This is a genomic window from Fontimonas thermophila, assembly GCF_900113085.1.
Lineage (GTDB): Bacteria > Pseudomonadota > Gammaproteobacteria > Nevskiales > Nevskiaceae > Solimonas > Solimonas thermophila.
Genome location: NZ_FOOC01000013.1, coordinates 11,771 through 25,243, shown reverse-complemented (window position 1 = coordinate 25,243; position 13,473 = coordinate 11,771). Strand labels below are relative to the sequence as shown.

The 13,473-nt window shown below is 65.1% G+C and carries 10 protein-coding genes; 5 read left to right on the top strand and 5 right to left on the bottom strand.

The features are described from left to right. Window positions 1-36 precede the first annotated feature (36 nt). From rlmD to cysM, 3 genes are read right to left on the bottom strand one after another with little or no spacing between them, the layout of a single operon-like run. Entirely contained in the window at window positions 37-1,356 is a 1,320-nt protein-coding gene (gene rlmD / locus BMZ48_RS11110; protein WP_091535146.1) for a 23S rRNA (uracil(1939)-C(5))-methyltransferase RlmD, read from the bottom strand. Next, entirely contained in the window at window positions 1,356-2,135 is a 780-nt protein-coding gene (locus tag BMZ48_RS11105; protein ID WP_091535144.1) for a 3'-5' exonuclease, read from the bottom strand. Before BMZ48_RS11105 ends, rlmD begins: the two co-directional genes overlap by 1 nt. An 8-nt stretch (window positions 2,136-2,143) precedes the next feature. After that, window positions 2,144-3,034, bottom strand: a complete 891-nt coding sequence (gene cysM / locus BMZ48_RS11100; RefSeq protein ID WP_091535142.1) for a cysteine synthase CysM — start codon at window positions 3,032-3,034, stop codon at window positions 2,144-2,146. 33 nt (window positions 3,035-3,067) lie between these two features. Here cysM and BMZ48_RS11095 point away from each other — a divergent pair, with 33 nt between their 5' ends. The 3 genes from BMZ48_RS11095 to BMZ48_RS11085 all read left to right on the top strand — a co-directional run bounded on the left by BMZ48_RS11095 (window position 3,068) and on the right by BMZ48_RS11085 (window position 7,726). Then, complete coding sequence (locus tag BMZ48_RS11095; protein WP_091535140.1) at window positions 3,068-5,341, top strand: hybrid sensor histidine kinase/response regulator; 2,274 nt, start codon at window positions 3,068-3,070, stop codon at window positions 5,339-5,341. A 131-nt stretch (window positions 5,342-5,472) separates the two neighbouring features. Beyond that, window positions 5,473-7,212 carry an acyl-CoA dehydrogenase family protein gene (locus BMZ48_RS11090; protein ID WP_091535137.1) on the top strand — a complete coding sequence of 580 codons (1,740 nt, stop codon included), beginning with the start codon at window positions 5,473-5,475 and terminating at the stop codon, window positions 7,210-7,212. Between the two features lie 34 nt (window positions 7,213-7,246). Continuing rightward, window positions 7,247-7,726 carry a glutathione peroxidase gene (locus BMZ48_RS11085; RefSeq protein ID WP_091535134.1) on the top strand — a complete coding sequence of 160 codons (480 nt, stop codon included), beginning with the start codon at window positions 7,247-7,249 and terminating at the stop codon, window positions 7,724-7,726. 71 nt (window positions 7,727-7,797) lie between these two features. Here BMZ48_RS11085 and cysC read toward each other — a convergent pair whose 3' ends face one another. Together cysC and BMZ48_RS11075 are read right to left on the bottom strand one after the other, a co-directional pair. Continuing rightward, entirely contained in the window at window positions 7,798-8,406 is a 609-nt protein-coding gene (cysC, locus tag BMZ48_RS11080) for an adenylyl-sulfate kinase (RefSeq protein ID WP_091535132.1), read from the bottom strand. Window positions 8,407-8,493: 87 nt separating this feature from the next. After that, a complete protein-coding gene (locus tag BMZ48_RS11075) occupies window positions 8,494-9,138 on the bottom strand; it encodes a TetR/AcrR family transcriptional regulator (RefSeq protein WP_091535130.1) in 645 nt (214 codons plus the stop codon). Between the two features lie 80 nt (window positions 9,139-9,218). Here BMZ48_RS11075 and BMZ48_RS11070 point away from each other — a divergent pair, with 80 nt between their 5' ends. Both BMZ48_RS11070 and BMZ48_RS11065 read left to right on the top strand, forming a co-directional pair. Next, entirely contained in the window at window positions 9,219-11,636 is a 2,418-nt protein-coding gene (locus BMZ48_RS11070; protein ID WP_159431161.1) for a glycerophosphodiester phosphodiesterase, read from the top strand. Between the two features lie 111 nt (window positions 11,637-11,747). After that, a complete protein-coding gene (locus BMZ48_RS11065) occupies window positions 11,748-13,274 on the top strand; it encodes a flavin monoamine oxidase family protein (protein ID WP_091535125.1) in 1,527 nt (508 codons plus the stop codon). The last annotated feature ends 199 nt before the right edge of the window (window positions 13,275-13,473 follow it).

Genomic DNA, 13,473 nt, shown 5'->3' with positions numbered 1-13,473 from the left:
CTCTTCAGCCTCGATCACCACCGCCCGGGCAAACCATCAGGCCGCCCGCTCGAACAAGGCCATACTCTCGACATGGCCGGTATGCGGGAACATATCCATCACCCCGACGCGCACGAGCCGATACCCATACTCGTGCACGAGAATGCCGGCGTCGCGCGCCAGTGTGCCGGGATGGCAGGACACATAAACGATGCGCGCCGGTCCTCGCGCAGCCACCAGCGGCAGGATCTCGCGCGCACCGGCGCGTGGCGGGTCGAGCAAAACCTTGTCGAATGCCGGCTGCAGCCAGACCGCATCGGCGCTGGTATTGAACAAGTCCGCTTTTTCAAAACGGATATCCAGACCATTGCGCCGTGCGTTCTCGCGCGCCCGGCACACCAGGGCGTCATCACCCTCGACCGCGGTGAGCCGCGCCCCCCGCCGTGCCAGCGGCAGCGAAAAATTGCCAAGACCACAAAACAGTTCGAGTACCCGGTCCTGGGACGCGATGCCCAGCCAGTCCAGGGCCTGGACGACCATGCGCTGGCTGATCACTCCATTGACCTGGATGAAATCGCAAGGCGCGAAGCGCAGACGTAGATCAGACCCATCCGGGCTGTACTCGAGCGCCGGAGTTGGCGACACCAGCGGCTCGATGCTGTCGATACCGGCGGGCTGCAGATAGATGTCGAACCCCTCCCGCACACCGAACTCGGTGAGTCGCGCGCGGTCGGATGCGCTCGGCGGCGCAAGCACGCGAAACACGAGCGCCACCGTCTCGGCGCAGGCGACTTCCACCTGGGGTATCCGGTCGCGGATCGACATCTGGCCGATCAACTCGCCCAGCTGGCGCAGCTTGCTTCCGATGCGCGGATCGAGCACCGGGCAGGTCTCCAGCGCAGCGAGAAAATGGGATTCGCGCTCGCGAAAACCGACCAGCACGCCGCCTTTTTTGGGCACGAACTTGACGCCCAGGCGCGCGCGCCGGCGGTAGCCCCAGATCGGACCGGTCAGGGGCGCTGCGATTTCCGACGGCACCACCTTGCCGATCCGCGCGAGCTGATCGAGCAACTGCTTTTGCTTGAACAGGATCTGCTGCTCCGGTGCCAGATGCTGCATCGAGCAGCCGCCGCAGCGCCCGAAATGCGCACACACCGGCGTAACACGGTAGGGACTCGCCTGCTCGAGTCCGACACACTGGCCTTCGTCCGCATCCTTGCCGATGCGCCGGTATTTGAAGCGCACACGCTCGCCGGGAAGCGCATCGGCAATGAACGTCGCCTTGCCTTGGATGCGGGCGATGCCGCGACCCTCGTGATCGAGATCGAGGATCTCGGCCACGAACTCGCCATCCGGCACAGACTTGCGTCTGCCCATCAGCACACCCAGCCGTGCAAGAACTCCGCCCAGTGCGCGGCCTCGCTGGCCTCGAGGAAGCGGCGCACGCGCCCTTCTTCCTCGGCAAGCGCCTCGCGATTAAGCCGCCCCCGCATCCGCTCAAAGCGCAGGTACACCAGATAGGTGTTGAGCACGTCGGTTTCGCAATAGGCACGGATGTCGCGCAGACGGCCTGCGCGGTAGGCCTCGAACACCTTGGAGCCATCCATGCCGAGCTTGCCCGGCAAGCCGAGCAGGAGGGCAATCTCGTGCAAAGGAGCATTGTTGCGGCCCGAGTAGAGGGCGAGCACGTCCATCAGGTCGGTATGGCGGAATTGGTAACGCCCCAGATAGTTGTCCCACTTCGCATCACGGTCGAAATGACCAGTGTCCCAGTAACGTGGCGCAACACACCCGTGCAGCAGACCGCGGTAGTGCAATACCGGCAGGTCAAAGCCGCCGCCGTTCCAGGACACCAGCAGCGGACGGTATTTTTCGATGCCGTCGAAGAAGCGCTGCACCAGCTCGCCTTCCGACGCCTGCTCGTCACCGATCGACCAGACCCTGAAACCGTCGTCGCCATGGCGCAGCGCAACGGCAATCGCCACCACACGCTGCAGGTGCGGCGGCATGAAGTCGCTACCCCGCTCGGCCTGGCGCAGCGTCTTCATCGCGGCCCAGACTTCGGCGTCGTTCATGCCGTCCAGCCCGAGCACGCGCCGGCCACCGTCGAGGTCGGGCACGGTTTCGATGTCAAAGACGAGGACGGTTTCGCGCATTGCCGTGCTCAGGCGGGAAAGACGCCGGTGGAGATATAACGATCTCCGCGGTCGCAGATGATGGTGACGATGGTGGCGTTCTCCACCTGCCGGCACAGCTGTAACGCCGCCCACAGCGCGCCACCGGAGCTCGGGCCGCAGAACAAGCCCTCGACACGCCCCACCAGGCGCATCGTTTCCTCGGCGTCGGCGGCGCTAACCTCGATGATGCGGTCGACACGCTCGGGCTCGAAAATCTTCGGCAGATAGGCCTCTGGCCACTTGCGGATGCCGGGAATGGACGACTCGCCGTCGGGCTGGACACCGACAATCTGGACCTGCGGATTCTGTTCCTTGAAGTAGCGCGAGCACCCCATGATGGTGCCGGTGGTGCCCATGGAGGAGACGAAATGCGTGATGCGCCCCTGCGTCGCACGCCAGATCTCCGGCGCGGTGCCCTCGTAATGGGCGCGGGGGTTGTCCGGATTGGCGAACTGATCCAGCACCTTGCCGCGGCCCTCGGCCTGCATGCGCAACGCCAGATCGCGCGCGCCTTCCATGCCCGCCTGCTGGCTGACCAGGATCAGCTCGGCACCGAACGCCTTCATGACCGCACGCCGCTCCACCGACAGGTGTTCGGGCATGATCAGCACCATCTTGTAGCCTTTCACCGCCGCCGCCATTGCCAGCGCGATGCCGGTGTTACCGCTGGTCGCCTCGATCAGCACGTCGCCCGGCCTGATCTCGCCGCGCTCCTCGGCGCGACGGATCATCGAATACGCCGGCCGGTCCTTGACCGAACCGGCCGGGTTGTTGCCTTCGAGCTTTGCCAGTAGCGTGTTGCTGCCGATGCCCGGCAGCCGGCGCAACTGGACTAAAGGGGTGTTGCCGATGCAATCGGCGAGCGTGGGGTAAGTCATTGGCGAATTTTACCGGGCACGGAGCCTGAAACGGTGAAACGAGTGCACACAGACCCGACTCCGCGACGCTGGCCACCGGGCGGCGCGGTCCTGCTGCTGCTGGGCCTGCTTGCCGCGGTGCTGGGCCTGCTCGCCGCGTTTGCGGATGCGCCAATCGACACGCCCGTGCGCATCGTCGCCGGCGCGCTCGGCCTGGGTGCGCTGGCAACGGCGCTGTGGACGCTGCGTCGGCAGTGGCAGCTCTTCGATGCGCTGATCGTCGGCCTGCGCGCGCTCGGTCACGGTCGCAGCGAGACCCGGCTGCCGGAAGATCTGCCCGGCGCGTTTGGCGAGCTCGCCCGCGCCGCCAACCGGCTGGGCGCCCAGCTCGCCACGCTCTCCGCCGGACTCGAACAGCGCGTGGAGGAACACACCCGGCGGCTGCGCGAGGAGCGCGACGCCCTGGCGCAGGCCAATCAACACTTGCGCACAGCCGCCAACCAGGCACAGGACGAGGCACGCGCACAGAGTGAGCTGTTGTCGAGCCTCTCGCACGAATTGCGCACACCGCTGACCGGCATCCTCGGGTATGCCGACCTGCTGCGCCGCTCGGGACTTGATGCCGAGCAGTCACAGCAGCTCGACATGCTCGAAAAATCGGCACGCTCGCTGCTGACGATGATCAACGACCTGCTCGACTGGAGCCGGATCGAGGCCGGACGGCTGCGCCTGAACGAGGAAACGCTCGACGTCATCGATCTGGTCGAAGACACCTGCACACTGCTCGCACCGCTGGCCTACGACAAGGACCTGGAGCTGGTGCGCATCGTCTACCACGACGTGCCGCGCCAAGTGCGCGGGGACGCGCAGCGCCTGCGCCAGATCCTGACCAACCTGCTGTCGAACGCGATCAAGTTCACCGAAACCGGCGAGGTCGTCGTGCGCGTGATGCGCGAGCGCGAAGACGCCGGCCGCACCTGGTTGCGCTTCTCGGTCACCGATACCGGTATCGGGATCTCCGAAGAACAGCAGGCGCGGCTGTTCCAGCCTTTCCGTCAGGTTGGGCGATCCGCCCAGGGCGGCAGCGGACTGGGGCTGTCGATCACACGCAAGCTCACCGAGTTAATGGGCGGTGAAATCAGCCTGCAAAGCACGCCGGGCAAGGGCTCGACGTTCAGCGTACTGCTGCCGTGCAAGCTCATCGCCGAGGCCGAATCTTCGCCGTCGTACGATCGGCGTCTGGCCGACCGCAGCGTGTGGCTGTTCGAGGCGCATGCCACGGCAAGGCTCGCCCTCGTCCACTGGCTGCAGTTCTGGGGCATGCAGGTCAGAAGCTTCACCGATGCCGAAGCGCTCGCCGAGGCGCTGCGCACGGCCGCACCGTCGGCCAAACCCGATCTCGTGATCCTCGGACTCAAGCCCGGAGACCGCGGACTGCCGCCGTTTCGCGCCACGCTGGCCGCCTGTGCCGAACACCAGCCGCCGCTGCTCGCGCTGGTCGCCTCGGCCGCGCTGAGCGTGCATGAAAGCCTGCGCGATGCCGGCGCCGCCGCCTGCCACCCCAAATCCATCGGACGTCAGCGGCTGCACGACGAAATCCTGCGCCTGACCACGGCTCCCGATGCAGTCCCCGCACCGGAGACACCTGCCCGCTGTGCCCTCGTCGCCGACAACAACGTCACCAACCGCCGCTACATCAGTGCGCTGTGCCGCCGTCTCGGCATCGAGACCCTGGAAGCCGGGGACGGCCGCACCGCCCTGGAGCTGTGGCGACGTGCGCGTCCGCAGATCGTGCTGCTCGATGCCCACATGCCGGGAGTGGACGGACCCGGCTGCGCGCGCCAGATCCGCGCCGAGGAGACTGGCGACAACCGCTGCCGCATCCTCGCCATCAGCGCCCACCTGGAACCGGAGGAACGTGCCGAATTCCTGCGTGCCGGCGCCGATGCCATCCTCATCAAACCCTTCGACGAGCAAACCCTGCGGCGCCATCTCGATCCGCCGCGGGGCAGTGTGCAGCCCGCCACCGCGCGCCTGGCTGCCGATCCCGAGCTGCTCGCGCTGCTGCGCGAGGAACTGCCGCAACAGCTCCGCGAACTGGAACGCGCTTTTGACCACCGCGACCTTGCCGCTGCGCGCGAGGCCGCGCACACGCTGCGCGGTACTGCCGCGTTCTACCACCTCGCCAGTCTGCGTCAGACGGCATCGGCGCTGGAGGAATGGTTGCGGCGCACCTCCAGCCTGCCGGTCGGGGCACCCAACCGGCGTGAGCTGGACAATGTGCGCCGCGCCGTCGACGAAACCCTCGCCGCGATACAAAAGCCGTAGAGTCCCATCGACACGGGTATCCCCACACCTGGCGGATTTGCGCAACGCGTCCGACATTTCTCTTGCCATCTGGCGTGTGCGCATCCTCCCTGTGCTAGCCTTACGCCCCCTTTTCCGTGACATAGGCAACGATGGCCAGCTACCAGGCACCCTTGCGCGAAATCGGCTTCGTCCTCAATGACGTGCTCGACATAGCCCGGCTGACGCAAATTCCCGGATTCGGCGAGGCGACACCGGAGACCCTCACCGGCCTGATCGAAGAAGCGGCGAAACTGATCGAAGACAAGCTCGCACCCCTCAACAGCGTTTCGGACCAGCAGGGTTGCAAGCTGCAAGACGGTGAAGTCACCGTGCCCGATGGATTCACCGAGTTCTACCGGATCTACCGCGAGGCCGGCTGGATCGGCATCTCGCAAAAAACCGAATACGGCGGCGCCGGGCTGCCTTACACGCTGGGCAAGGTGATCGAAGAGCTGCTGTGCTCGGCCAACGTCGCGTTTGCCCTTTATCCGGGCCTGACCCAGGGCTGCTTCGAGGCGCTCGAAGCCTCGGCCTCGGACGAGATCAAGCGGATCTATCTGCCGCGGCTTGCGACCGGCGAGTGGTCCGGCACGATGTGCATCACCGAACCGCAGGCCGGCTCCGACGTCGGTGCGGCGCGCACGCGGGCAACACCCAACGGCGACGGCAGCTACCGCATCGATGGCGGCAAGATCTTCATCACCTCCGGCGAACACCGCATGGCCGACAACATCGTGCACTTCGTGCTCGCCCGTTTACCGGACTCACCGCCCGGGGTCAAGGGTCTGTCCACCTTCGTCGTGCCCAAATATCTGGTCAACCCCGATGGCACGCTCGGAGCGCGCAACGGTGTGCGCGTGCAGTCGATCGAGCACAAAATGGGTATCAACGGCTCGGTCACCTGCGTGCTGAACTTCGACAACGCCCGCGGCTGGATCGTCGGCGCGCCCAACCAGGGCATCCAGAACATGTTCGTGATGATGAACCTGGCGCGCATCATGGTCGGCTTCCAGGGCCTGGGTCAGTGCGAGCTGGCGACGCAGAACGCGATCCGTTACGCGCGCGAGCGCAAGCAGGGCAAGGCCTTCAACGGCAAGTCCGAGATCATCGAACACCCGGACGTGCGCCGCATGCTGCTGCAGATGAAGGCGACGACCGAGGGTGCGCGCGTGCTCGCCTACGAAACCGCGATGTACGTCGATCTGGCTCGCCATCATCCGGATGCGCGCGTGCGTGAAGCTGCGCAGGACTGGGTCGATCTGAACACACCGCTGGTCAAGGCCTTCTGCACCGACTCGGCCTTCGAGCTCGGTTCGCTCGCCATCCAGGTCTATGGCGGCCATGGCTACATCAAGGAGCATGGCATCGAGCAAATCGTGCGCGACTCGAAAATCCTGTGCCTGTACGAGGGCACCAACGGTATCCAGGCGATGGATCTGGTGCGGCGCAAACTGATGCTGCACAACGGCCGTCTGCCGAATCGCTTCTTCGATGCGGTCCGAACCGATCTCGGTCGGGGGCCGGAAACCCTGACCGCCCCGCTCGCGCGCGCACTCGATGCGCTGGAGCGAACGACGCGCTGGGTGCAGGATAACTACAAGTCCAATCCCGACGACGCCGCCTTCGGCAGCTGCGACTATCTACGCGCTTTTGCGCTCACCTATCTGGGCTGGAACTGGCTGCGCATGGTGCGCGCGGCAGATGCCAGAAACGATACCGCGCTGGCCCATGCCAAGCGCGCCACCGCACACTACTTCGCGACGCGGATGCTGTCGCAGGTGCCGGCCTTGCTGGACAATGTCCGGCAGGATGCCGCCCCGCTGATGGCACTCGACGCCGGGCATTTCTGAACCGCCCCACGATCGGTCACCACGGAGAGCGCAGATGACGACGGTCTATGACTTCGAAGCCAAAACCATCGACGGACAGATGCAGAAACTCGATGCCTACAAAGGCAAGGTCCTGCTGATCGTCAACGTCGCCAGCAAATGCGGCTTCACGCCGCAGTACAAGGGCCTGGAAGCCCTGTGGCGCAAATACAAGGACAAGGGGTTGGTGATTCTCGGCTTTCCCTGCGATCAGTTCGGTCACCAGGAGCCGGGCGACGAAAACGAGATCAAGAACTTCTGTTCGCTCAACTACGACGTCACCTTCCCGCTCTACGCCAAGATCGAAGTCAACGGCGCCAACGCCCATCCGCTCTACAAGCACCTCAAGGCCGAGGCTCCCGGCGTGCTCGGCAGCGAGGCCATCAAGTGGAATTTCACCAAGTTCCTGGTCGGCCGCGACGGCAAGGTGGTCAAGCGCTACGGCTCGATGGACACACCGGAAAAGATCGAGGCCGACATCGCCCGGCTGTTGTAAGCCCCATCTTTGGCCGTAAACGGAAAAGGCCGCGCGCCCAGCGCGGCCTTTTTGCATTCAGACCGAACGGATCACAGTCGGCCACGCTCCTTGAGGAAGGCCAGCAGCTTTTGCACCGACTGTTCGACCGTCAGCTCGCCAGTGTTGATCGTCAACTCCGGATTCTCCGGCGCTTCGTAGGGCGAGTCGATGCCGGTGAAATTCTTGATCTGGCCGGCGCGCGCCTTCTTGTACAGCCCTTTGGGATCGCGGCTTTCGCACAGATCCAGCGGCGCGTGCACATAGACCTCGAAGAATTCTCCGGGCGGCATGATTTTGCGGATCATCTCGCGATCCGCGCGAAACGGCGAAATGAACGCGGTGAGTACGATCAGGCCGGCATCGGCGAACAGCTTGGCGACCTCACCGATGCGCCGGATATTTTCGACCCGGTCGGCATCGGAAAAACCCAGGTCCTTGTTGAGGCCGTGGCGGATGTTGTCGCCGTCGAGCAGGTAGCTGTGATAGCCGCGTCGGTAGAGCTCGCCTTCGAGCGCGTTGGCGATGGTCGATTTGCCGGCGCCAGAAAGCCCGGTAAACCAGATCACACAGGGCTTTTGTTTCTTTTGCGCGGCGCGCTCCTCGCGCGAAACGTGGTGCGGATGCCAGACGACGTTGGTGGCTTTGACGGTCGTTTCCAAGTGCGTGATTCCGGTTCAGGTGGACGAGCGTAAATGAAGATTACGGATATGGGACGGATTTGAACAGCATCGGGCAAACGACGCAGGCTATGCCGCGAGCCGCAGCACGACAGCGAGCATGCGCTCGAGCAGCTGTTCCGCCGATGCAGACCACGGATACTCGGGGACGGTGATCAGGCAGTGGGCGATGCCCTGCAAGCCGCAGACCAGCGTCTCGGCGAGTCGTCGCGGATCGCCGGGCCAGGCCATACCCTCGGCCTGGGCCGCGGCGACGAGATCGGAAAAACACCCGTAGCGCTCGACGATTGCCGACGATTCGACGTAGTAGCGCTCGCCAGGTCCCACCCGATCTTCATTGAGAAACACCATGCGGTAGCGGTCCGGATGCGCGATCCAGTAATCGAGATAGATCGTGCAGACACGGCGCAGGCGCAGATGCGCCGGACCTTCGGTACCGACACTGGCGATACGCGCGAACAACTCGTCGAAGAACACCGCCCAGATATAGCGCAGGATCTCGTTCTTGCTGTGGAAATACCCATACAGCGTCATCGGCGCACAGCCGGCCGACGCGGCGATGCGGCGCATGCTCACGGCCTCGAAGCCCTCTTCGGCAAACAAGCGGCGCGCCACTTCGATGACGCGCGCGCGTACCTCGGCCGACTGATCCGGCGTGCGCCGCGGACGGCCGATGCGCGATGCACGGGAAACTCGAGCGGATGATCGGGACATTTCAGACCACGACAAGGTTTGACCGGTCAAAGGCGTCCACCTAATTTATACGCGTACGATAAACGATGTGGGGACGGGGCATGGGCATTGGGCGGGACCGCGGCTTGTGGCGCATCGGCGCTGGTGTCCTTGCAGCCGCGCTGCTGGGTTGTGGATCGTCGCAGCGGCCGCAGATACAGGCCGGGGCCTGCACGCTGCACAGCAGTGGTGGCTTCGTTTCGGCGCATCGCGGCGGTGCGGCCTATGCCCCGGAGAACACCCTGCTGGCCTTTGCCAACGCTGTCCGCCTGGGGGTCGATGAAATCGAACTCGACGTCCAGCTCACCGCCGACGGCGAACTCGTGGTGATCCACGACGACACCCTCGACCGCACCACCGATTGCAGCGGCACCGTCGGCGCGTGGACGCTGGCACAGATCCGCGCCTGCGATGCGGCTTACTGGTTTGCGCCCGGACAGGCGACGACCGCGCCCGACACCGGGCTGGCGCATCCGTTGCGGGGCACCGGCGTGCGGATACCGAGCTTGCGCGAGGTGCTGGACTGGCACGCAACCCTGCCCTGCCCGCCACGGCTGTCGATCGAAATCAAGAACATTCCGGGCGAAACCAACTTCGATCCGGTCGGCACACGCAGCGCCGACGTGCTGCTGCCCTTGCTGGAAGCCTACGCTCTTGCCGAACGCATCGTCGTGCAATCGTTCTGGCCGCCGACGCTGGATGCGGTCAAACGCCGTAATCCCGCAATCCGCACACAGTTGCTGACCACCAGCAGTACCGGCCAGACGGCAACGATGAATCTCGCCTACACGACTGCCGGCGGTCACGACATCAGTGCCCCGAATTTCGACGCACCCGATTTCGACGCTGCGTTCGTCGCACTCGCGCACGCAGCAGGCAAGGCCGTGGTGCCCTATACCGTCGATACCGCGCGCGATCAGCAGACGACGCTTGCACTGGGCGTGGACGGGCTGATCACCAATTACCCGGGCTGCGCCCTGCATCTGCGACAACGCCCCTTGCCGGACAAACTCACGCCCGACGGCGTGCCGCCGCTGCCGGCCTGTCCGCCGTCGCCCGGCAATCCGCTGCCGGGCATGCCCGACCGGCCCAGCCCGGAGGTGTGCGCCGCGCTACGGCCGGCGCGCTGGCAACCGGCCAGCGGTGCTGCAGCACCCCACGCCAGACTGCGCGTCGTCGGTATCCAGTTCAAGCACGACGTCCGCCACGTCGAAAGCTATGCGAGCTTTCGGACCAAGATGCGCTGCCTGATGGAAGATCACGCCGTGCCCTTGATGCAACCGGGTCTGCCGATGCTGGTCGTGTTCAACGAAGACATCGGCCTGATGACGCTGGCCACCGGCTCGCGCGGAGCGCTGGTGCGCGAACAGGCGCAAACCCCGCTGCGTGCGCCGGCCGGCGATGCGGCGCCACTGGGCATCGTCGCCGCACTGGGCTTGCTCAACACATCCTACGCACCGCAGATCGCCGCTTATCAGGCCATGTTCGGGCCGGTCGATCCGCGCAAACAGGTGCTGCTCGCCGCCACCGATACGTTCGCGCGCGCTTATTCGCAGACCTTCTCCGACATCGCGCGTGACTATGGCGTCTATGTCGTCGCCTCCAACAACATGGCGCGGTACCGTGCCTCGCGCGACCCACTCGACATCGCGCTGTTCAAAGATCCAGACCTGGATTCCGTCGACGAGGTGTACATCGCCACCGAACCGGTGGTCACCAACCAGACCGCGATCTGGGGGCCGGTGGACATCCATCCCGAGGCGCCCAAGGGCGAAACCAATCTGCTGTTCCGCAACCACAAGGTGCCGCTGACCGACATCGAGCTGACCGTGCTCGCACTCGACGAAGGTCCCGCCGAGGGCGATGCCGCACTGGCCAACGCCGCGGGCATCGAGATCGAAGGTTTCCGCCTCGGATTTGCCACCTCGCTGCCGGCTTTTCAGTGGGGCTATGACTTCGGTCAGCGCCCGGCAGACTTCCAGCCCTGCGCCGACGTGCGCGCCCGCTACATGCCGTGCATGGATGCGCTCGGCGTCGACGTGGTGATCCAGGCCGAGGCCAATCCCGGACGCTGGGCCACGAACCAGGCGGGAGGCTGGCAACCGCTGGAATGGATGCTGTCGACCTGGCGCACCGTCGCCGACCCAACGGTGCGCTTCCGCTACAACGTCACCCCGCATCTGGTCGGCAATCTGCTGGATCTGGTCTTCGACGGGCAGTCGGCCATCACCGCCCGCGGTGCGCAGGCGCCGCTACGGCATTACGTCGGCAACCTGGAATTCGAACCCGGCGTTGATCTCGAGGCCTATCGCGTATTCCAGGGTGAAAAGCGCGAATTCATCGCACTGGCACCATGGGTCGTCCCCGATGCGCCGCGCGCCGAGCTGCGCGCCGTCGCGGCCGCACTCGCACCCGGCAGCGGCGATGCATTGGAGAACGACTATCTGGAGACCGCGGTGTGGGCCGATTTCACCCGCTGATCCGCGGCAGCCCACGAAGCGCGGATCGCGGCCGTACATCCCGCACGCTCCGGCAGCACACCGAACACGCACCGCGCCCATGAAACCTTCCATGAAACCGAGGAAGAACCAATGACCGACATTGATCACACCCGCCGCCGCCTGCTTGCCGGCGCCACCCTTCTCGGCACCGGTGCTGCCTTGACCGGCTGCGGTGACAGCAGTCCGCTCGCGGCAGCCCATGCCGCCGACACGGCCAGCGGCGATCACACAACCGACGTCGTCATCGTCGGCGCCGGTCTGGCCGGTCTGACCGCGGCTCGCCGCCTCACGGCATCGGGTGTGCGCACGCTGGTCGTTGAAGCACGCGACCGCGTCGGCGGGCGCGCCCTCAATCACCCGCTGGCCGCTCCGGCCCGGCCAGGGACGATCGTTGAAGTCGGTGGCCAATGGGTCGGACCGACGCAGGACCGCGTCCTCGCGTTGATCGCGGAATTGGGCCTGGAAACGTTCAAGACCTGGGACATCGGCGATTACCTTGATTATCGCAATGGCCAGCTCGTCCCCTACGGCCACCTCTTTCCGGCCGATCCGCTGAACCTCGGACTCAACCGTATCCCCCCGACGGATCCGGCTGGCGCCGCAGAAGCCGCCGTCGCCATCCAGCAGCTCAACGACATGGCTGCGCGCGTACCCCTTGAGGCACCATGGACCGCCACCGATGCCATAGCCTGGGACAGCCAAACCTTCCAGTCGTGGGTGGATGCGAATCTGTTCACGCCGGGAGGGCGTGATCTGCTGCAACTCGCGATCGAGGCCGTCTTCAGCGCCCAGCCCCGCGATCTATCCCTGCTGCATGTGCTGTTCTACATCCATTCGGCCGGCAGCCTCGACCACCTGATCAATACCACCGGCGGGGCCCAGGAATCACGCATCGTCGGCGGCTCGCAACGCATCGCATTGCGCATGGCCGAAGAACTGGGAGACCGAGTACTGCTCAACGCGCCGGTGACCCAGATCGCGTACGATGCCCGATCGGTGACAGTACGCGGCGAGCGTTTCAGCGTCCGCGCACAGCGCGCGATCATCGCAATCCCGCCGACCCTGGCCGGCCGCATCCGCTACTCGCCCGCACTCGACGGATTGCGCGATCAACTCACCCAGCGCGTGCCCATGGGCACGGTGATCAAAGTACAGTGCGTCTATCCAACCCCGTTCTGGCGCGATTCCGGCCTCAACGGCCAGGTCACCAGCGACACTGGCCCGGTGAAAATCACGTTCGACAACTCACCGCCGGATGCGCACGTCGGCGTGATGATGGGCTTCATCGAGGGCGAGGATGGCCGTCGTGCACTCCGCCAGAGCCGCGAGGAGCGACGGCAGGGCGTGATCGACAGCTTCGTGCGCTACTTCGGCGAGCAGGCGGCCGAACCGCTCGACTACATCGAAAAGAACTGGGCTGCCGAGGAATGGACGCGCGGCTGCTACGCCGGCTACATGCCCCCGGGCGTCTGGCTCGATTACGGCGAGGCCCTGCGGGCCCCGATCGGACGGCTGCACTGGGCCGGAACCGAAACCGCGGAAGTCTGGAACGGCTATTTCGACGGCGCCGTGCGCTCGGGCGAACGCGCCGCCGAAGAAGTCCTTGCCCTGCTCTGAAGCTACTGCAAACACCCATCGGATCGCCGGCCAGCCTCTTACAGCAGCGGGCCTCTGCCGACCCGCGGGTGCATCTTCGACCGGCGCCTCCTGCCCTGTTGTTTTTCGACCAAGAATCAGAAAATTTTAATTGACTCCTCATTTTTGAAAAATATCTGCGATAAAAACAAGCATTGCATGGCAATTAAGTATATACGAA

Excerpts from the sequence above, each read along its gene's own strand:
- BMZ48_RS11070 (WP_159431161.1), top strand. The coding sequence starts at position 9,219 with ATGGGCATTGGGCGGGACCGCGGCTTGTGGCGCATCGGCGCTGGTGTC.
- BMZ48_RS11085 (WP_091535134.1), top strand. The coding sequence starts at position 7,247 with ATGACGACGGTCTATGACTTCGAAGCCAAAACCATCGACGGACAGATG.
- BMZ48_RS11065 (WP_091535125.1), top strand. The coding sequence starts at position 11,748 with ATGACCGACATTGATCACACCCGCCGCCGCCTGCTTGCCGGCGCCACC.
- rlmD (WP_091535146.1), bottom strand. The coding sequence starts at position 1,356 with ATGGGCAGACGCAAGTCTGTGCCGGATGGCGAGTTCGTGGCCGAGATC.
- BMZ48_RS11090 (WP_091535137.1), top strand. The coding sequence starts at position 5,473 with ATGGCCAGCTACCAGGCACCCTTGCGCGAAATCGGCTTCGTCCTCAAT.
- cysM (WP_091535142.1), bottom strand. The coding sequence starts at position 3,034 with ATGACTTACCCCACGCTCGCCGATTGCATCGGCAACACCCCTTTAGTC.
- BMZ48_RS11105 (WP_091535144.1), bottom strand. The coding sequence starts at position 2,135 with ATGCGCGAAACCGTCCTCGTCTTTGACATCGAAACCGTGCCCGACCTC.
- BMZ48_RS11075 (WP_091535130.1), bottom strand. The coding sequence starts at position 9,138 with ATGTCCCGATCATCCGCTCGAGTTTCCCGTGCATCGCGCATCGGCCGT.